The sequence below is a fragment of the Haloterrigena alkaliphila genome (assembly GCF_017352155.2).
Lineage (GTDB): Archaea > Halobacteriota > Halobacteria > Halobacteriales > Natrialbaceae > Haloterrigena > Haloterrigena alkaliphila.
In genome coordinates this window covers 3,385,558-3,404,075 of sequence record NZ_CP071462.1, presented here as the reverse complement: position 1 = coordinate 3,404,075, position 18,518 = coordinate 3,385,558, and the positions used below count along the sequence as shown (strand labels likewise).

17 protein-coding genes and 1 tRNA gene are annotated in these 18,518 nt (G+C 64.8%); 5 read left to right on the top strand and 13 right to left on the bottom strand.

Annotated features, from left to right (window positions below; all coding sequences use genetic code 11):
- Positions 1-346: 346 nt before the first annotated feature.
- The 3 genes from ddfA to J0X25_RS35490 all read left to right on the top strand — a co-directional run bounded on the left by ddfA (position 347) and on the right by J0X25_RS35490 (position 1,920).
- Entirely contained in the window at positions 347-649 is a 303-nt protein-coding gene (gene ddfA / locus J0X25_RS35500; RefSeq protein WP_207288588.1) for a DdfA family disk-determining factor, read from the top strand.
- 449 nt (positions 650-1,098) lie between these two features.
- The gene (locus J0X25_RS35495; RefSeq protein WP_207288587.1) at positions 1,099-1,587 is read left to right on the top strand and encodes an Lrp/AsnC family transcriptional regulator; all 489 of its coding nucleotides are present in this window, start codon (positions 1,099-1,101) and stop codon (positions 1,585-1,587) included.
- Positions 1,588-1,668: 81 nt separating this feature from the next.
- Positions 1,669-1,920, top strand: coding sequence for a HalOD1 output domain-containing protein (locus J0X25_RS35490; RefSeq protein WP_207288586.1), 252 nt, complete (start codon positions 1,669-1,671; stop codon positions 1,918-1,920).
- Between the two features lie 335 nt (positions 1,921-2,255).
- Here J0X25_RS35490 and J0X25_RS35485 read toward each other — a convergent pair whose 3' ends face one another.
- From J0X25_RS35485 to J0X25_RS35475, 3 genes are all read right to left on the bottom strand, one after another.
- Positions 2,256-2,969, bottom strand: coding sequence for a hypothetical protein (locus J0X25_RS35485; RefSeq protein WP_207288585.1), 714 nt, complete (start codon positions 2,967-2,969; stop codon positions 2,256-2,258).
- A gap of 343 nt (positions 2,970-3,312) precedes the next feature.
- Positions 3,313-3,488: transfer RNA gene (locus J0X25_RS35480), tRNA-Trp, on the bottom strand.
- Positions 3,489-3,535: 47 nt separating this feature from the next.
- Positions 3,536-4,432, bottom strand: a complete 897-nt coding sequence (locus J0X25_RS35475; protein WP_207288584.1) for a DUF5794 domain-containing protein — start codon at positions 4,430-4,432, stop codon at positions 3,536-3,538.
- Positions 4,433-5,007: 575 nt separating this feature from the next.
- Here J0X25_RS35475 and guaB point away from each other — a divergent pair.
- On the top strand, positions 5,008-6,510 hold the full coding sequence (gene guaB, locus J0X25_RS35470; RefSeq protein WP_207288583.1) for an IMP dehydrogenase: 1,503 nt from the start codon (positions 5,008-5,010) through the stop codon (positions 6,508-6,510).
- Positions 6,511-6,582: 72 nt separating this feature from the next.
- Here the strand turns inward: guaB and J0X25_RS35465 are convergent, their stop codons facing one another.
- The 6 genes from J0X25_RS35465 to J0X25_RS35440 form a co-directional block, all read right to left on the bottom strand.
- The gene (locus J0X25_RS35465) at positions 6,583-8,262 is read right to left on the bottom strand and encodes an acetate--CoA ligase (RefSeq protein ID WP_207288582.1); all 1,680 of its coding nucleotides are present in this window, start codon (positions 8,260-8,262) and stop codon (positions 6,583-6,585) included.
- Positions 8,263-8,375: 113 nt separating this feature from the next.
- Entirely contained in the window at positions 8,376-8,987 is a 612-nt protein-coding gene (cmk, locus tag J0X25_RS35460; protein WP_207288581.1) for a (d)CMP kinase, read from the bottom strand.
- Positions 8,988-9,062: 75 nt separating this feature from the next.
- Complete coding sequence (locus tag J0X25_RS35455) at positions 9,063-9,590, bottom strand: hypothetical protein (protein WP_207288580.1); 528 nt, start codon at positions 9,588-9,590, stop codon at positions 9,063-9,065.
- Positions 9,587-11,167, bottom strand: coding sequence for a sodium:solute symporter family transporter (locus tag J0X25_RS35450; RefSeq protein WP_207288579.1), 1,581 nt, complete (start codon positions 11,165-11,167; stop codon positions 9,587-9,589). Before J0X25_RS35450 ends, J0X25_RS35455 begins: the two co-directional genes overlap by 4 nt.
- On the bottom strand, positions 11,160-11,711 hold the full coding sequence (locus J0X25_RS35445; RefSeq protein ID WP_207288578.1) for a hypothetical protein: 552 nt from the start codon (positions 11,709-11,711) through the stop codon (positions 11,160-11,162). Before J0X25_RS35445 ends, J0X25_RS35450 begins: the two co-directional genes overlap by 8 nt.
- A 334-nt stretch (positions 11,712-12,045) precedes the next feature.
- The gene (locus tag J0X25_RS35440; protein WP_207288577.1) at positions 12,046-12,549 is read right to left on the bottom strand and encodes a cupin domain-containing protein; all 504 of its coding nucleotides are present in this window, start codon (positions 12,547-12,549) and stop codon (positions 12,046-12,048) included.
- 121 nt (positions 12,550-12,670) lie between these two features.
- Here J0X25_RS35440 and J0X25_RS35435 point away from each other — a divergent pair, with 121 nt between their 5' ends.
- A complete protein-coding gene (locus J0X25_RS35435) occupies positions 12,671-13,201 on the top strand; it encodes a hypothetical protein (protein ID WP_207288576.1) in 531 nt (176 codons plus the stop codon).
- Positions 13,202-13,321: 120 nt separating this feature from the next.
- On the opposite strand, the gene J0X25_RS35430 is transcribed toward J0X25_RS35435, so the two are convergent.
- From J0X25_RS35430 to J0X25_RS35415, 4 genes are all read right to left on the bottom strand, one after another.
- A complete protein-coding gene (locus J0X25_RS35430; RefSeq protein ID WP_207288575.1) occupies positions 13,322-15,085 on the bottom strand; it encodes a YcaO-like family protein in 1,764 nt (587 codons plus the stop codon).
- A 37-nt stretch (positions 15,086-15,122) separates the two neighbouring features.
- Entirely contained in the window at positions 15,123-16,256 is a 1,134-nt protein-coding gene (locus J0X25_RS35425) for an SPFH domain-containing protein (protein WP_207288574.1), read from the bottom strand.
- Positions 16,257-16,411: 155 nt separating this feature from the next.
- Positions 16,412-17,863 carry an MATE family efflux transporter gene (locus J0X25_RS35420; protein ID WP_207288573.1) on the bottom strand — a complete coding sequence of 484 codons (1,452 nt, stop codon included), beginning with the start codon at positions 17,861-17,863 and terminating at the stop codon, positions 16,412-16,414.
- On the bottom strand, positions 17,860-18,513 hold the full coding sequence (locus J0X25_RS35415) for a TetR/AcrR family transcriptional regulator (protein WP_225896685.1): 654 nt from the start codon (positions 18,511-18,513) through the stop codon (positions 17,860-17,862). The genes J0X25_RS35420 and J0X25_RS35415 overlap by 4 nt, the downstream gene beginning before the upstream one ends.
- Positions 18,514-18,518 lie beyond the last annotated feature (5 nt).

The window sequence follows — 18,518 nt, the reverse complement described above, 5'->3', positions numbered from 1 at the left end:
CCGCGTCTCGGTGGTCCTCGCGCCCGGTGTCGTATCGGTGCACACCCCTCGAGAATCGTGGCTTCCATTTTGGTTGTTGACTGTTAGTGCCTTATATCTACTGCTAATTAGTGAGAATGGAGTGATCGGTTCGGAGGTGGGTGGCTCGAGAGGGACGACAATCGCCAACGCGACGTAGTGGCCGAACGGCGACGGACGGGGCTCGAACGACGAAGCGGCCGCCGTTCGGTGTACCTCGAGAATATAATGTTTGAAGCATATGTTTTCTGTTTAACAGCGTAATTGATCATGGTCGAACCTACACCGTTTGGTAAGCTTTTTATGCCAGATCAATGCATATCGGGTGATGTCAGAGCGTGGCACACCGATCAAGAGAGCTGACTCTTCAGGGGAGCATACTGTCCTGTACACGACTGAATTGGCGAGTGCTAACGAGACAACACCGGTTTGTGCGGTCGTTTCCGCAGTTGCAACCGTCGAAGGGACTGATCCTGTCGAACTGCCGCCCCTCTACGACGCGATCGATCCCGACTCGCTGAACCAACTATTCGCGTCAGGATCCGAGTGCGTGAATCGGATTTCGTTCGACTACGCTGGCTATTCTATCGTGGTGGAGGCCACCGGCACGGTTCAGGTCCGATCCGTCTAGCTGATTTCGTCCCGTCAGATCGAGGTTTGCTTCACCGGTATTTGGGAGGGAGTAGAACAAGTCAATATTGCCCACAATACGGAGACAAAAGACGTCGTTATAGTACGGTACTCTACCAAATAGGATGGCGACTCGGTAGATGAATTGACCGACACATTAGATGGGGTCCTCAAAAATCGAATAGAAGGCTTTGTTGACTCCCCTTCTTTAGATAGCTACTATCGTGAAACTGCTGTTCACTACACCTGCGAACCGAACTTTTGCGCTGCGGGCGCGCCGGAGGCGCGCCCTCGGCAAAACTTCGATGAAAAGCACTCCTCCCTCCCCTACGGGTCGGTCGTCGGCCCGCTCGCTCACTCCGTTCGCTCGCGGTGAGCGCACACTTCTCCGCCTATACTGAGCGAATCAAGGGAACCTACTTATTGGCGGCTCCCTTACGGTTCTTGCCCATGGCCTCGGAGGAACTTGACTCGGTTGACAAAGGGATCCTGTATCTCTTGCAGGAAGATGCCAGGAATAACACGACGAACGCCATCGGGGAACAGGTCGGCGTCTCGTCCAGCACGGTCGCCAATCGTATCACCAAGCTCGAAGAGGGCGGCGTTATCACGGGATATCACCCAACGATCGACTACGAGCAAACGGGGATGGGCCATCACTTGCTCATCATAGCGACGGTTCCAATTGATGACCAAGAGGAGATCGTTGACGACCTCGTTCATGTCCCCGGTGTGGTGAGTGTCAGTGAGTTATTAACGAATAACGCAAACCTCTCAATTGAGTTGGTCGGGCAGAACAAGCAAGAAATTGAGAAGAGCATCGGTGAGATGAGCGGGTTGGGCGTCGATATCGAGCGTATGGATCTACTGAAGCGGATTCGAGCGTTCCCCTACAATCACTTTGGAAAAGAATTTACGAACGAGGACGACACTGGCTGATTTCCATACCCTATTTAAGACAGCATGGATATTATCAAATTCCCGATATGTTTATCCGAAGCGAGAGCATAGTCGTTTTCGATGAGTCAGATTCAGACCGTCGAGACGGAGAGTCGGAGCGTCAGTCAGGCAGTAATAGATGCAGTAGCTGCCGTTGAGGGTACTCCACCCACGGAATTAACACCGCCACTGTACGACGTCGTTGACCCCGAGGCGTTGGAGAACGTGTTCGCTGGGAAGGCATCTCTGGGGAAGGTGGTGTTCAACTACAACAGTTACGAGGTTAGTGTGGAGGCCGATGGCCATGTCGCCGTCGAGGACCACGCTCGATAACTACCGTCAGCAAGAAACCTACGGCAACCTTCGCGGGCCACTAGATAAGTCCATGGACTGAGCGTTACGTATACCACCTGTACTGAACGGCAACTACGCGTGCGAACCGAACTTTTGCGCTGCGGGCGCGCCGGAGGCGCGCCCTCGGCAAAACTTCGATGAAAAGCACTCCTCCCTCCCCTACGGGTCGGTCGTCGGCCCGCTCGCTCACTCCGTTCGCTCGCGGTGAGCGCACACTTCTCCGCCTGTACTGAACGGCAACTACGTGTGCGAACTGACCCTGAGACACCTACCAATTGTAGATGGTATCCATATCATCGCACAGGAAGTATCCATCAGGCCTCCGAGCCTACTGCGCTGATAGTGTGAGGTTCGATGGTGATTGAAATAGTGGTGGTGTCCGAATTTAGGTGCGTGATTGATTCAGTCATTCCATTGGCTTGAATTGTGACATTGTACTCTCTTCCCTTCGTGAGGACGTCCCGATAACCCACGTAATCGTTTGCCGATATAGTGAGGATATCGTAGACGGCACCGTCACCTGAGTGATCCCTGACCGTCACTCGAACGTCAACATCCTCGTCAAGTTGATTTGAGATACCGAGATCAGGTGACGGTCTGAGAGCCTCCTGGAAACTAATTCCGTCAGAGTCAATTTCGAATGCAAACTTATCAGTACGTGATTTGCTCGGCCGTTGCGTTTGTTCTGTCTCCTTTCCATCAGCCGACACTGAAATAGTGTACGGTTCTGAGTCTCTGTTGTACGATCCCATTGGGAACAAACTTCTGATCACCATCTTGTCTCCTGGTTCCACGATGATGTTCTCTTCCACCGTCGTCCCCTCGGCGCCAGTAACTGATACCTTCACATCTGCTGATTTGTCGAGGTTATTTCGAACCGAAACGACGTACACGCTCTCTATTTCCTTGAACTGTGTTCGGTCTGCCTCCCTTTTTGTATTATTAAAGGATTGAATAGTCCCAAGACACCCAGCAACTGTACCAATTCCAACTATGCCGCCACAAGAGAGGAGTTTACGTCGTCTCATAATATGTAATCGGTCTGTAAGTGTTTATACATTGGTGGAGAAAATGTATTATCACAAGTAATGTAGGGTAGCGTCCAATTCAGGAAAATGTTTGCATGGCCACATAGAAAGCGGCTGACCATGGAGAAGGCACTTATCCCCCTACGCTCACCCGCCCGCACTTCGTTCCAGTATTTTGACTGACTTACCGGAATTTTTATCACTTCCACTGCGGTACCGGAAGCTAACCGGCAGACGTGGTGGTCACCGTTCGGTGATCGACTGGGTTCCCATATCGCTAATCTGATATGGTATATAAGGAAAGGCCCGCCCTATGCGGGTTTTGGACCAGTCACGAAGTGAGTGGGGTCGGAGGGATTTGAACCCCCGATCGACTGATATCTCCGGTGCGCCTCGGAACTCCAGAGGGTCATCACACGGACACTGATCAGGTGTCCGATCAGTATATCAGTCTGGAGTGTCGTCCCGGGCGCCGTAGCCTCTGGAGTCAGTCGCCATGCCGGGCTTGGCCACGACCCCTCGCGAGTCAGTTGGGGGATCCTGCCTAAAGTGGTTTCGGTTCCACCCTACAGCCACGGGGCGCGGCCTTCGGTGTTCGTCGAGTCGTCGCCCGGATACGGACCCGACTCCTCGGTTTCCTCGACCGGTTCGACCTCGAGGCCCGGTTCCTCGTCGCCGCCGTCGGCCACCGGATCGATCCCGGCCGGGCCGTCGTCCGACGACCCGCTCGAGCCCCGCTCGAGGGGCAGGTCGATGGCGAACACGGCGGCGACGATCAGCGCCGCCAGCGGGGCCTGTCCGAAGGCCATCCCGAGCATGGACAGCGGGAGCAGACCGAGGGCGACCGCGCTGCCGAAGCGGAAGCGGTCGATGTCCATCCACTCGCGGAGGTACGGTGCGCCGACGGCGACGGCCAGCGCGAAGAGGACGCCGATCCCCGCGGCGAGAGTCGCGTTCGCGACGAGCGCGGGATCGTCCATCACGACGAGCCTGGCGCCGCTCGGATCGAAACTGGCGACGAGCCCCAGCCCGATGATGAGCATCGGATTGGGCAGGTACTCGCCGATCGTCGCGCTGGCGGTCTTGGCCGCGATCGCCAGGATCACCAGCGCCGCGAAGCGCGTGATGATGACGTCGTTGACGAGGCTGCCGATCGCCGGCGCGAGCGCGGCCTGCACGGCCGCCAGCAGTATCAGCGGAATGCCGACCAGCAGGACGATCGCCGCCTGTTCGCGCGGCGTGCCGGTCATCTCCGCGAGGATCACCGCGACCGTGGCGCTGCCGCCGAAGATCAACAACCCGACCTGGATGGCTCCCAGCGGGTCGTTCAACGCGCCCGCGAGGATCAGCGCCGGAAAGACCCCGTCGATCAGCGGCAGCATCATCACCAGCGCTAACAGTCTCGCGTCACCGCCGACGATGCGCTCGAGACTGAGGGCGACCGGGTGTCGTGACGTACTCATCGGTCAGGGCTGTTGGCCATGACCCGAGGCCGGCGGGTAATAGGGCAGATGGTCCCGTACGGGCTGGTGGGCGAGCCACCAGTTCGAGCCGTTGGGATTGCGGCCTCGCGCTGTGAGTTTCTGTGTAAATTTCCCGAACTGGAAGGTGGCGGCGTCACTGTCGACGCTCGTCAGGCCAGCGGTTCGGGGTGCACTGAAACTCACAGCGATCATACCCGAATTGAGTATCGGACTGTCAATAAACGTTGTGTGGTACGGTGTTACATGTCCTGGCGTGTTTTCGACACTGAGGGGCAGATGCGCCCGGGAATGTACGCATTCGCGATTGAAGATTTCATCTCAGGATATAAATCCCGTGATTGATCGTGTGATTCGGGAGCGGATTCAGCCCGCCGGTACTTCGCGGGGTGGTCGCCCGACGGTCGCGACGGTCCGAACGGCGGACGGAGATCTCAGTTTCGGATCCCCCTGAGTCGACGCGGTCCCGATGCGCATTCACCGCCGACGGCCTCGTCACCCGGTCGCGGGCGATTATATCTCGCAACGCTTTTCCCCCGCGGGTTCGGACGATTTACATGGCGAACGACATTCCTGAGCACGAGCCCTATTCTTCGAAACTGCAGGTACCGGAGGCGCTAACGTTCGACGACGTTCTCCTTCGCCCCAAGGAGAGCCGCGTCGAACCGGACGACGCGGACCTCACCTCCCACGTCTCGAAGAACGTGGAGGTCTCGGTCCCGATCCTCTCGGCCGCGATGGACACCGTCACCGAGAGCGACATGGCCATCGCGATGGCCCGCCACGGCGGCCTCGGCGTTCTCCACCGAAACATGAACGTCGACGAGATGGTCGAGGAGATCGAGCGCGTCAAGAGCGCCGACGAACTCATCATCCCGCTGGACTCGGTCGTCACCGCCGATCCCGAGATGTCCGTTCGCGAGGTCGACGAGCGAATGGCCCGTCAGGGCGTCGGCGGCGCGCCGGTCGTCAACACCAACGGCGAGGTGCTGGGGATCATCTCGAGTACGGACATCCGGCCCCACCTCGAGGTTAACGAGGACGACCCGGTCACCGAAGCGATGACCGACGAGGTCATCACGGCCCACGAGGACGTCGACGCCCGCGAGGCGTTCGAACTGATGTACGACCACAAGATCGAGCGCGTCCCCGTGGTCGACGACGAGAACCTCCTCGTCGGCCTCGTGACGATGCAGGGGATCCTCCAGCGCCGCGAGTACAAGGAGGCCGTCCGCGACGAGGACGGGCGACTCCGGTGTGGCGTCGCCGTCAGCCCCTTCGAGACCGATCGTGCGCTCGCCGCCGACGAGGCCGGCGCCGACATCCTGTTCATCGACACCGCTCACGCACACAACCTGAACGTCATCGACGGCGCCCGCGAGATCAAGGAGAGCGTCGACGCCGACGTCGTCGTCGGCAACGTCGGCACTCGCGAAGCGGCCGAGGACCTCGTCGACTTCGCGGACGGCATCAAGGTCGGCATCGGCCCGGGATCGATCTGTACGACCCGCATCGTCTCCGGCGCCGGGATGCCACAGATCACGGCCGTCGCACAGGTCGCGGACGTGGCTGCAGAACACGACGTGCCGGTCATCGCCGACGGCGGTATCCGGTACTCCGGCGACGCGATCAAGGCCGTCGCCGCCGGAGCGGACGCGGTCATGCTCGGCTCGTATTTCGCGGGTACCGAGGAAGCGCCCGGCCGCGTCGTCACGATGAACGGCAAGAAGTACAAGCAGTACCGCGGGATGGGATCGGTCGGCGCCATGAAGTCCGGCGACAGCGACCGCTACCTCAAGGAGGAACCCGACGAAGAGGACGAGTACGTCCCCGAGGGCGTCGAGGCCGCGACGCCGTACAAGGGCACCCTCAAATCCGAACTCCACCAGCTCGCGGGCGGCATGCAGTCGGGCATGGGCTACGTCGGCGCGGAGACGATCCCCGAGTTCAAGGAGCGGTCGGAGTTCGTCCGCGTCTCCTCGGCCGGGCAGGCCGAGAGCCACGCCCACGACGTCGTCATCACCGACGAGGCGCCGAACTACTCGCCCGACAGCGAGTAACGTCGCCGTCGGTCTCGAGTAGCGATCGATACCGTTCACTCGAGCGCTCCCCGACGCCGCTCGTTCGTCGACTCAGACCAGTTCCGTCCGCCGGATCTTGCCGGTGGTCGTCGTCGGCAGTTCGTCGACGAACTCGATCTCGCGGGGATACTCGTACTTTGCCAGTTTCTCGCGGACGAGGTCCCGGATCTCGCTCCGCAGTTCGTCCGATCCCTGCTCACCGGCGATCGGCTGGACGACCGCCTTGATGATCTCCCCGCGGGTCTCGTCGGGGACGCCGACGACGCCGACCTGTTCGACGGCGTCGTGCTCGAGGATCGTCTCCTCGACCTCCCGCGGCGCGACGCGGTAGCCGCTCGTGATGATGAGGTCGTCGTCCCGAGAGGTAAACCAGCAGTAGCCGTCCGCGTCCCGCTCGGCGAGGTCGCCGGTCAGGTGCCAGACCGCTCCGTCGGGGCCGTCCTCGAGGGTCACCGCCTCGGTCTTCTCGGGTGCGTTCCAGTACTCCTCGAAGATCACGGGGTCGTCGCCGCGGCGGACCGCGATCTCGCCGATCTCGCCCGGTTCGACTCGCTCGCCCGTCTCCGAGTCGAGCACGGCAACCTCGTGTCCCGGCACCGGCTTTCCCATGCTGCCCGGCTTCGCCGGGAACCACTCCCGACAGTTCGTCACCAGCAGGTTCGCCTCCGTCTGTCCGTAGAGTTCGTTGACGGCCACGCCCGCGAGTTCCGTCTCGGCCCACTCGAGTATTTCTCGAGTCAGGGGTTCGCCGCCCGAACAGATCGCCTCGAGCGAGAGGTCGTATTGGTCGGTCGGATCGTCGACGTTCATCAACATCCGGATCGCGGTCGGCGGGACGAATGCGTTCGTGACGTCGAACGCGTCCATGATCTCGTAGGCCCGTTCGGGATCGAACGAACCCATCGGGTAGCCGACGACCGGCCGCCCGTAGTGCCAGGCGGGAAAGACGAGATCGCCGAGCGCGCCGATCCAGGCCCAGTCGGCGGGCGTCCAGTAGACCCCCTCGCGGACGTCGCGTTCGAAGTACATCTGGAACGCTGGACAGTGGCCCAGCCAGACGCCGTGCGTGTGGAGCACCCCCTTCGGCTCGCCGGTGCTGCCGCTCGTGTACATGACGATCGCGGGCGTGTCGACGTCGGTGTCGGCGCGGTCGAACGCCGTCTCGCTCCAGTCGACGGCCTCCTCGAACTGCTCGGCTGTCGCGCCCTCGAGCGCGTCCCCTCCCGCAGCTCCGCTGCCGTCGGCCGCCGCGGCGTCGACGACGAAGACGTACTCGAGTGCCGGACAGTCGGACGCGACCGCCCGCACCGTCTCCCACTGGCTCGCGTCGACGACGGCCGCGCGGGCCTCGCTGTCGGTCAACCGGTAGCGCAGCGCGTCGTCGCCGAACAGCACCGACAGCGGGAGCGAGACCGCCCCCAGTTTCCAGCAGGCGAGGTGCGTCAGCGCGTTCGCGGGCTTCTGCGGAACGACGACCGCCACGCGGTCACCGCGTTCGATCCCGCGGGACTCGAGCGCGCTCGCGACGGCGTTCGACCGGTCGTCGAGGTCGTCGAACGTGTACTCCTCGTGGCTCCCGTCCTCGTGGATCTGGTAGAGCGCCGTTCGGCCACCGTCGTCGTGTTTGCCGACAAGATCTACGGCCGCATTGAACCCGTCGGGAACGTCCCACGAGAACGTCTCGCGAGCCTCCTCGTACGTTTCGCCGTCGAACGTGACGAAGTACGTCATGTCGTGCGAATAGCCAACACACACCGAGAAAGAACTGTCGCCGCGTGGCGTCTTCCGAACGTGAGACCGAATTCGAGTCCCCGTCTCGAGGGCCCTCCGAAATCGAGCTAGGTCTAGGGATTCACGTCCGGCGTCGCGAACGCGCCCTCGTCATCGTCAGGATCGTACTCCTCGAGCGCGGTCCGAACCAACTGGAAGACGGACTCCTTGCTCCAGCGGGCGGTGTTGACGTGCAGGTCGTAGAACTCGCGGTCTCCGATGTCTATCTCGTAGTAGGATTCGTAGCGGCCGGCCTCGCTGACCTCGCGGACCCGCATCTCGGCCTCGGTTTCGATGCGCTCCTCGATGCGCTCGAGGCGGACGTCCTCGGGGGCGTCGAGCCAGATCCGCAGGTCGGCGCGCTCGCCGGCCAGCCAGCCCGCCAGCCGGGACTCGAGGATGAACGGCTTGTTCGCCATCCCCCACTTCTCGGCGATCTGCTGGAGGCGCTGGTCGATCGCGCGGTCGATCTCGTCGGACTCGTCGGCCTTCGCCGTCAGCTGGTTCAGACTCATGTCCCGATCCTCGGCGATTTCGCGGAAGACCTCTCCGCCCGAGACGTACGGACAGCCCATCGCGTCCGCCAGCCGTTCACAGAGGGTCGTCGCGCCACAGCCCGGCGGGCCGGAGACGGTGATGAACAGTGTGGTGTCGATCTCGACCGTCGTCGTCGCTCCCGTGGACATGGTTGGCCACTCGCGATTCAGTGTGAAAAACCGTCCGGCTTTCGTGCCGATTCGCGGCCGAAACCGAACGGACGGTCAGAACAGCGACCAGCGCGGCGACTCGAGCGCGACGGCGACCCCCTCGAGTCGCGGGTCGTCCGCGAGCCCGGCCACGCGTTCGCGCTGGGGGTCGGCGTCGCTGGTGCTCACCAGCGTGACGTCGCCGTCGTAGCGCCGGTCCTCGCGGTCGTCCCACTCGATCTCGAGTCTGGCGCGGCGGAACCGCGTCCCCTCGGTGTGCCGGATCGACTCGACGCGCTCGAGCGGGACGGCGAAGTTCGCCTCGTCGAGGCCGAGGAGTTCCTCGAGGCGGCTGTCGTCGACCAGCGCGCGGTCCCGCTGGCCCATGTCGGCCCGCAGCAGCATCGACCGGTAGGACTCGCCGACGAAACACCAGACGAGTCGCTCGTCGGTGAGCACGAGTTCCCACAGTTCGATCGAGTTGGGCCGCTGGCGGAGCCACTGGGTGAAGCGCGCGATGACGGTTTCGTCCCCGCCGTCCGTCGCCGGATCGAGGTCGCGATCAGGGATCGCAGCGGGGTCTGAATCGGTATCGGCCATCATCGTTCGATCAACGCGTGGAGGTCACTCGGCACGTCCCGCCCAGCCTGGGTGACGAGCGAGACGCCGATGAACAGGACGATGGCGACCAGCAGCGCGACCGTCCCGACGGGGAAGACGTCGGGGAAGAAGTACGTCGCCATGATTCCGTCCGCGAGGCTCCCGTATCCGGCCACACCGAGCGCCGCCGGGACGGCGCTGTAGACGATGTTGACGACGAGACCGCCGATCACCGCGACGATCGCCCCCTCCTTCGTCGCGCCCTTCCAGTTCAGCCCGAAGACGGCGATGGGGACGAACGCGGCGGCGAAGAAGCCCCAGCCGATCGTCCCGAGGATCCCGACCAGCGCGTCGGAGTAATAGACGACGCCGGTCGCGAGGATCGTCAACCCGGCCAGCGCGCCCTGCGTGACGCGCAGTTCCGTCTTGTCGTCGTCGATCGGTCGCCCCAGCGCCCGCGGGATGTCCCGCGAGACCGCGGCCGCGCCGATGTTGAGGAACGAGTCGCTCGTGGACATGATCGCCGCCAGCAGGGCCGCGAGGATCAGCCCCGCCACGAGGCTCGGCGTCTGGTCGAGGACGAACACCGGCCCGACCTCGCTGGCGCTGAACGTCTCGCCGATCTCGCCGGCCTCAACCATCGCGCGCATCGAGAGGCCCGCGGAGAAGGCGATCAGGCTCGATATCGCGTAGGAGATGGCGGCGATCGGGGCGCCCCACCGGAGGATCGACATGTCCCGACTCATGTAGAACTTCGTGATCAGGTGGGGTTGGCCGGCCGCGCCGACGGAGAACAGGATCCACCACGCGACGCCGACGAGGACGGCCGTGGTCGCCCCGCCCATCGCGCCGAACGGCGAGATCAGGTTCGGGTCCGCGCTCGCGAGGTTTCGCGAGATGTTCTCCATGCCGCCGCCGAAGGAGAGGGCGTACGCGAAGACGAAGACGGCGCCGGTGATCATCGTCAACGCCTGCAGGAAGTCCGTCCAGACGCCCGCGATCATGCCCCCGAGCATGCTGTAGAGCAACAGGATGAGGGCGCCGCCGAGCAGCCCCCAGATCACGGGGACGCCGAAGATGGCGCGCATGACGAACTGCAGCGCCGCGAGGTTCGTCGCGAGGTAGGCGATCACGCCGACGATGACCGCGAGTCCGGTCAGACCCCGCACGGTGTCACTTTCGTAGCGGGCGTACATCCCGTCGGCCAGCGTCAACACGTTGCGGACGTCCGCGAGCAGTCGCATCCGCTTGGCGAGGACGACCCACGTCAGCAGGAAGCCGATCGGCGCGGTGAAGAAGATCCACAGCGCGGTCGTCCCGTACGCGTAGACCAGTTCGGGCCCGCCGACGAAGCCGAAGCCCGACTGGATCACCGAGAAGGCGGTCATCGCGAGCACCCACGTGCCGACGCTCTTGCCCGTGATCAGGAAGTCGCTCGTCGACTCGGTCTGCATCCAGCCCCAGACGCCGATCAGCACGACGATGAACAGGTACGCCGCCCCGAAGCCGAGGATGATCGGATCGTCGGCGACTGGAATCCCGCCCTCCTGGAGCGGCAGCGGCGCGAGCGGACTACGCATCGGTCTCACCCCCGTTGTCCCCCTCGTCGTCGTCGAATACTTCGCCGCCGGTAGTCACTTCGCCGCCGTCGGCCACTTCGGCGGTCGGGGACGGCTGCTCCGGCGCCAGCGGGAACGACTCCCGTCGCTGGCGCTCGCGGGCCGACTCGATGACGTCGTCGACGATCTCATCGCCCGCGATCCGGTCGAAGACCAGCGAGTAGTAGATCGCGGCGGTCAGCGGCAACAGCCAGATGAAGCCGAAGTAGAGCAGCGTCGAGGTCGGAACGCCGAGGACGTAGCTGTACTCGGTCATCCCCGGCTCCCAGGTCAGCCAGATGCCGACCAGTCCGATCAGTAAAAAGGCCGCCAGCGCGCCGATCAGCCCGGTGTAGGGGGCCAGATCGGGGTCGCCGTCGCTTCGTTCGATCGTCGCCGAGGCGATCACCGCGAGGATGAGCGCCGCCGCCACGAACGAGAAGAGTCTGTACAACCCGAGCATTGCCGTTCCCAGTGCGCCCAGCGAGAGCACACCGATCACACCCATCGTCGTGTTCCGTGCCATTGTTTCGGTACCGTTGTGTTCCGTTCGCTCGCAAGCGATTCCCAACCGGGGTCGTTCCCTGACCCCGTGTCGATCACCACAGCCGTCTGTCGCGGGCCGACTGCTCCGCCTCGTGTTACCGACTGCCGTGATGATTAGTAACGCATCGGTGACGACTGAGAATGTGCTCGTTAACATATCAACAATGATCCCGAAGGGATCGAGCCGAAACGAACCCGTAGCTAGCAAACGGGATCGATTCGAAATCTCCCGACTGAGGCGGTCCGAGAGCCGTCCTCGAGCGTCGACTCGCTCGTTCGACCGGGACCGGGAGCAGAAGGGCGCGGCCTCGAGGTCAGTTCGCGACGAACGAGTTACCGCACTCGGTACAGGTCATCCGGAAGTTCCCGTCGTCGGTGAGTTCGAGGCCGTGGCCGACCTCGTCCTCGCACTCGCGGCAGTACAGCAGCGACTCGATCTGGTCCCAGTCGTGTCGCGATTTGGGCGCGCCGAAGGCGAAGCCGACCACCGGCTCGTCGGCGTCCGACTCGTTGTAGCCGTGCTGGAACTCCCCCGGCGCGAACCGGATCACCTCGCCCGCGTCGACGGTGAACTCTTCGGTCTCCGCGTCGGCGTCCGTCCGCAGCTCGAACGTCGCCGTCCCCTCCTGTACGTAGAAGACCTCCTCCTGATCGTGGTGAGTGTGGAGGCCGCCCGAGAAGGACTCGCCGGGCTCGAGTTCGAAGTAGTTCATCGCGAAGTCCGTGAAGCCTGCCGCCCGCGAAACCGGCCGTCTGACCGAGTGGACGTCCATCGGATTGGTCTGGATCTCCACGTCGTCGATCGTGATCTTCTCCATACGCGGCCGTTCATCCAGCGTCGCATAAAGTCTGTGGTAGCGGATGGCACGCGATCGGCCGCGTCGTCGGTCGGGACGGCGAAGAGTAACGCATACGGTGATCCGCCCCCCAGAGTCGAGTGTGAACCGCCGTACGGTACTTGGACTCGCCGGTGCGTCCGTCGCCGTCGGACTCGCGGGCTGTGTCGAGGGAGTCCAGGAGCACTTCGGACTCACGGGAATCATCCCCGTCGAGATCCACAGCGAAGCCGACCGGACACACAACCTCCACATCGAGGCCCGCGAACTCGAGACGGGGCGCCAGAGCTACCAGGAGAGCATCGCCGTCGGCCCCGGCGAGACCGTCGGCCCGCCACACCTCGACAACACGGAACAGAGCGTTCAGATCCGCCGGATCGAGAACAACGAGGAGGTCGACGTCCAAGCGGTCACGGTCTCGCCGGGCGCCGAACTCCTGTCGATCACGGTCTACGACGACGAACTCGAGGTCACTATCGAGTGGAGCGAGGGCGCCGGCGGGAACCGGACCAACGAGAGCGAGGGCAACGAAACGGACGGACCCGAAAGTGTGGGTAACGAGTCCAACGTGACGGAAACCGACGGCAACGAATCCGACGCAGCAGAAACCGACGGCAACGAATCCGGCGAGTAACCGACCGTTTTGATTCCGCCCGTGAGACAGCGGTGACTTGTCAGGCCCATTCCTCCGCAGTCCGTGATCACTTCTCGACGACCACGTACCGTAGCCGCGGCCACGGCCGAGACCGATCGCTCACGGATACGGATGGAACGGTCGCTCGAGGCGCGGTTCGAACCCGAGGTCGTCCGGAACCGTGCGGGCCCGCTCGCCGAAGTACGGCTCGCCGGTGAACAGCGGTTGCGCGCCGGGGACGACCACCCGGACCGCCTCGAACCCGGTCCCCTCGACGTCGCGGGTCGTCAGTCGCGCCGCGTACGGCGTCAGGTCCGCGTCGGTCGTCCGCGAGACGAGTTCCTCGAGCGCCGCCCGCCCCGAGGGCGCGGGATCGGGGCCGACGCTGTCGGCGGGCACCGTTCGGTCGACGTCGACGAACGACCGGACAGTCGGGGGGAAGGACGCGTACTCTCCGATGGAACCCGAGGCGTCGGCGGCCTCCTCGGGACCCAGACTCCGCAGTTCCATCCAGTTCTGGAGCGCCTCCTCGAGCGCCGAGCGCGCGGCGCCCGTCGCGTCGAGGCCCGCCGCGGAGCCGACCGCGAACGCGGGCCAGTCCTCGTCGCCCGGGCCGACGCCGTCCCCGACCGCGTCCGGGTCGCGGTGGACGGCGACGGCGACGACGGGCACGTCGACGTCCTGCGTGAGCAGCAGGGGCGTCACCGTCAGCCCCTCGCTCCCGGCGCGGCGCCGGAGGACGTCGAACGCCTCGTCGTCGACCGACAGCCCGAGGGGATCGAACGTCGAGTACCAGGCGAGCATCGTCGCGTCGCGCTCGAGGACCTCGGTCAGTCCCGACAGCAGCGCGTCGACGGTCGACGAACCGAGGCCGAGGCCGGTCGTGATCGCCGGCACGAGCGCCTCGCCGGGCTGGGGGAACTGGACCGCCGCAGCGGGCAGGTGGACGGCGTCCCCGGTCGCGAGATTCTCCCCGGGAACCCAGCGGTGGTCGTCGCTCGAGTCGTACGCCGGCGCGTCGTCCGGTCGCACGAGATCGGTCGGCGGAATCGGGTTCTCGAGGTCCTCCTCGCTCTCGTGCACGAACTCTTCGTCCCGGTAGACGCCGGCGCAGTACCGCTCGAGGCCCTCGCCGACCGCTTTCATCAGCGCGGCGTTCCAGTCGTCGGCGACGCCGGCCGCCTGAGTCGGCGCGCTGGCGTCGCTGAATCCCGACGTGTCCGCCGTCGTCGCCAGGTAGTACGGCGCGGGGAACGACTCGACCTCGCCGATGCTCGTGACGACGCCGACCCGGTCGTCGATGGCCGCTTCGGCGCGGTCGACGGCCGCGTCGAGTTCCAGCGAGTCGTCGTCGCGCTCGAGGCTTCGGTCCCGCGGGCCGTCCGCGCACTCACAGCCCGGAACGGGCAGCAACCGGCGTCTGGCGTGTGGCAGTTCCACCACCTGCCCGATCACCGACTGCTCCGCGCCGGAGAAGACGCGGACGCACTCCCGGCCCGCGACGGCTCCCGCCAGCCGGGCCGCGCTGCGATCCGCCTGCGGTCGGTCGCTCGCCGCACTCGCCTCGAGGTTCGACGCGACGCGAGCGCGCAGACAGTCGAAACAGCCCGTCGCGGGGGCGAACCCGGAGACGGCGGCGTCGACCGCCTCGAGCGGCCGACTCCCGACGCCGCCGATCTCGACGGCGATCCAGGGGGTTCCGCCCTCGAGCGCGGCCGCGTTCGCTCGAGCGAACGTTTCGGCGCCGGCGACGTCGCTCACGACCGCGAACCGGGCGTTCGAGAGGTCGGCGGCGCTCGCGTCTTCGACGGTGACGTCGACGTCTCCGAGGGCGGCGACGACCGCCTCGCGGACCGGATCGTCGCCGACGACGTGTACCTGCATACGGGGACGGTCACAGGCCGGCGGCAAAAGCGCCGCGCTATTCGGAACCGCCGTCCGTGTCCTGGCGCGTCTCCGCGATGTCGATGGTCTCGCCCGACTCCGAGGGCATGTCCTCGCCCTCCTGGATCGCCTGCGCCTCCTGTTCCATCGCCTCGACGTCCATCTCGACGTCCTCGATCTCGCCGAGCATCTCGCTAATATCGTCCAGACCGATCAGTTCGCGCGTCTCGTCGTCGAAGTCGAGGCTCTCGAGGTCCGTCCCGTCGGCCTCGACGTCGCTCCCCGAGAGGTGCTTGCCGTAGCGGCCGACGAGCGAGGTCAGTTCCTGGGGCATGACGAACGTCGTCGACTCGCCCTGGCCGATCTCGGCCAGCGTCTCCATGCCCTTCTCGATGATCGCGCGTTCGCCCATCGATTCGGCGGAGCGGGCGCGCAGCACGGTCGAAATCGCGTCACCCTGCGCCTCGAGGATCTGACTCTGCTTCTCCCCCTGGGCGCGGATGATGTTCGACTGCTTGTCACCCTCCGCCTGTTCGACGGCGCTGCGGCGTTCCCCCTGGGCCTCGAGGATCATCGCGCGCCGGCGGCGCTCGGCGGAGGTTTGTTCCTCCATCGCCCCCTTGACGCCCGCGGACGGGGTCACCTCGCGGACCTCGACCGATTCCACGCGAATGCCCCACTCGTCGGTGGGTTCGTCGAGTTCCTGGCGGATGCGCTCGTTGATCATCTCGCGCCGGGAGAGCGTGTCGTCGAGTTCCATGTCGCCGATGACCGCGCGCAGGGTCGTCTGGGCCAGGTTCGACACCGCGCGCTGGTAGTCGTCGACCTCGAGGAACGCGCGCTTGGCGTCCATCACCCTGATGTAGACCACCGCGTCGGCCGTGACGGGCGAGTTGTCCCGCGTGATCGCCTCCTGGCTCGGCACGTCGAGCGTCTGGGTCCGCATGTCGAAGGTGTAGATCCGCGAGACGAACGGCGGGACGATGTTCAGCCCCGGCTCGAGCAGTTTGCGGTACTCGCCGAAGATCGTGAGCGCGCCCCTGTCGTAGGCGTCGACGATTTCGACCATCGACCAGACGGTGACGATCGCGACGACCAGTACCAGCGCGCCGACGAACAGCAGCGGATCCTCGGCGCCCAGTTGCAAGGGATCGGGTTCGAGTTGCGTCATTACGTGGTATACGGTACCGATCCGGATAACGCTTGGCAGGGGCGAAGCGGCGTCGGCGGCGAGAACGTCTCGAGCGAGGCCGAGCACAGTGTCGGACGGGACGGCTCAGTCGGGTACGCTCCCTCGCGCGCACGTTACTCGTTGGGGCCCGGTCGTCAATCGTCGGTGCTCGCCTCTCCTACCTCGAGGTCGTCGCCGACTCCCGGTCCCGGAGCGGCGCCGGTGCCCCGCACGTCGGCGTCCCGCCAGGTGCCACGGCGGTACCAGCCGTACGCGAGGGCGGCGCCGAAGACGTTCGAGACGGCGAACGCGATCCAGATGCCGCGGTAGTCGATCGCCTCCGCCAGCCCGTAGGCGATCGGGAGTCGGACGAGCGCGTAGGTGACGAGGACGATGGCCGCCGCGGTGAGCGTCTTGCCGGTTCCACGGAAGCTCCCGTTGTAGGCGCGCATCACCCCGATGAAGCCGAACGACGGGGCGACGTACCGGAGGAACGTGACGCCGATGTCGACGACCTCGGGATCGGTGGTGAACACGTCGACGATCGGTCGCGCGCCGAGCCACGCGACGACGCCCAGCACCCCGAGGACGACGAACATCGTCCGGGCGGCGAAGTCCGCGGCGGCTTTCGCCCGCTCCGGCTTCCCGGCGCCGACGTTCTGGCCGGTCATCGTCTCGACGCCGCGGGCGACCGCGATCGCCGGCAGGAAGATCACCGAGAACACGCGCGTGCCGATCCCGTAGGCGGCGACGACCGTATCGGGGAAGAACGCGACGATCACCAGCAACAGGTTGATCGACAGCGCCCGTCCCATTCCCTCGAGCGACGCCGGAAAGCCGATGCCGACGAGTTTCTTCGCGAAGGAGAGGTCCGGACGCATCTCCCGGAGCCGGATTCGGACGCCTCGCGCCCCGCCGAACATGATCGCCAGTCCGACGACGAGCGCGAGCGCGCGCGAGAAGACGGTCGCGATCGCCGCACCCTGAATTCCCAGTTCGGGGAACGGTCCCCAACCGAAGATCAGGAACGGGTCGAGGACGACGTTGAGCAGTACCGACCCGAACATCACGAGCATCGGCGTGATCGTGTCGCCGTACCCCCGCATGAGCGCGATGAAGACGAAGAAGCCGAACATGAACGCCATCCCGAGCGAGATGACCTGCATGTAGTCGGTCGCCAGGGGCAACACGTCCGACGACGCGCCGAGCAGGCCGAGCAGGTCCTCGACGAAGACGTAGCCGACGACGCCGAGGATGAGCGCTCCCAGCAGCGACAGCGCGACGGTCTGGGAGGCGGCGTACTCCGCCTCCGCTTCCTCGCCCGCGCCGATGTGCTGGGCGACCAGCACGCTCCCGGCCACCGACAGCCCCATCCCGACGGAAATCAGCAGGAAGACCATCGGGAACGCGAAGCTGATCGCCGCCAGCGCGTCCGTGCTGTACTGGCCCAGCCAGAACGTGTCGATGAGGTTGTAGGCGGTCTGCAGCAGGTTCGTCACGATGATCGGCAGGGAGAGGTAGAACAGCGGCCGCGCGATGTCGCCGTCCGTCAGATCGAACTCCTCGCGGCCCTTGAAGACGCTCGAGAGCCGGTCGCCGAGGCTCATCGACTGCCCCCCGGCCCGTCGTCCGCCGTCTCCCGCTCTTCGTCCGCCGCCTCGTTACGCGCGTCAGCGGACGCGCTCTCGACCCGCAGATCGTCGATGTAGGCGTGGACGTGCCGTCTGGTCCGCTCGAGCGATCGGTCGACCGCCGCCGCACTCGTCTGTGCGCCGTGGAACACGGTGACGAGGAACGCCGCGGTTTCCTCGGGATCGATATCGTCGCGGAACTGCCCCTCGTCGATTCCCGCCGCGAGGAAGCCCGCGATCCGTTCGCGCATCGTCCGGTCGAACTCGCTCAGCTGGTCCCGGTAGGCCTCGTTGTACGGCGATTGGGCCTTGATCTCGAGGATCGCGGTCCGGAACGCCTCGGCCGACTCCTCGTCCTCGGGCGTCAGCAATTCGTCGAAGAGTTCGTGGAGTCGCTCGGCCGGCGTCTCCCCGGGAACCGTCTCGAGTCGCTCCTCGAACCGGTCGAGCAGGAAGCCCAGGAACGCCTCGAGAAGGTCGGCCTTACTGTCGTAGTGGTAGTGAAGCGTCCCCTTGCTCTTCGTCGACTCGGCGGCGATGTCCTGCATCGTCAACTCCGCGTAGCCGTGTTTGCAGAGCGCGCGGTACGTCGCCTCCATGAGATCGTCGGTAGTGTCTGCAGCCATTCGAT

Excerpts from the sequence above, each read along its gene's own strand:
- J0X25_RS35445 (WP_207288578.1), bottom strand. The coding sequence starts at position 11,711 with ATGGCACGGAACACGACGATGGGTGTGATCGGTGTGCTCTCGCTGGGC.
- J0X25_RS35465 (WP_207288582.1), bottom strand. The coding sequence starts at position 8,262 with ATGACGTACTTCGTCACGTTCGACGGCGAAACGTACGAGGAGGCTCGC.
- J0X25_RS35475 (WP_207288584.1), bottom strand. The coding sequence starts at position 4,432 with ATGAGTACGTCACGACACCCGGTCGCCCTCAGTCTCGAGCGCATCGTC.
- J0X25_RS35485 (WP_207288585.1), bottom strand. The coding sequence starts at position 2,969 with ATGAGACGACGTAAACTCCTCTCTTGTGGCGGCATAGTTGGAATTGGT.
- J0X25_RS35495 (WP_207288587.1), top strand. The coding sequence starts at position 1,099 with ATGGCCTCGGAGGAACTTGACTCGGTTGACAAAGGGATCCTGTATCTC.
- ddfA (WP_207288588.1), top strand. The coding sequence starts at position 347 with ATGTCAGAGCGTGGCACACCGATCAAGAGAGCTGACTCTTCAGGGGAG.
- J0X25_RS35420 (WP_207288573.1), bottom strand. The coding sequence starts at position 17,863 with ATGAGCCTCGGCGACCGGCTCTCGAGCGTCTTCAAGGGCCGCGAGGAG.
- J0X25_RS35440 (WP_207288577.1), bottom strand. The coding sequence starts at position 12,549 with ATGGAGAAGATCACGATCGACGACGTGGAGATCCAGACCAATCCGATG.
- guaB (WP_207288583.1), top strand. The coding sequence starts at position 5,008 with ATGGCGAACGACATTCCTGAGCACGAGCCCTATTCTTCGAAACTGCAG.
- J0X25_RS35455 (WP_207288580.1), bottom strand. The coding sequence starts at position 9,590 with ATGATGGCCGATACCGATTCAGACCCCGCTGCGATCCCTGATCGCGAC.
- cmk (WP_207288581.1), bottom strand. The coding sequence starts at position 8,987 with ATGTCCACGGGAGCGACGACGACGGTCGAGATCGACACCACACTGTTC.
- J0X25_RS35450 (WP_207288579.1), bottom strand. The coding sequence starts at position 11,167 with ATGCGTAGTCCGCTCGCGCCGCTGCCGCTCCAGGAGGGCGGGATTCCA.
- J0X25_RS35430 (WP_207288575.1), bottom strand. The coding sequence starts at position 15,085 with ATGCAGGTACACGTCGTCGGCGACGATCCGGTCCGCGAGGCGGTCGTC.
- J0X25_RS35415 (WP_225896685.1), bottom strand. The coding sequence starts at position 18,513 with ATGGCTGCAGACACTACCGACGATCTCATGGAGGCGACGTACCGCGCG.
- J0X25_RS35425 (WP_207288574.1), bottom strand. The coding sequence starts at position 16,256 with ATGACGCAACTCGAACCCGATCCCTTGCAACTGGGCGCCGAGGATCCG.
- J0X25_RS35490 (WP_207288586.1), top strand. The coding sequence starts at position 1,669 with ATGAGTCAGATTCAGACCGTCGAGACGGAGAGTCGGAGCGTCAGTCAG.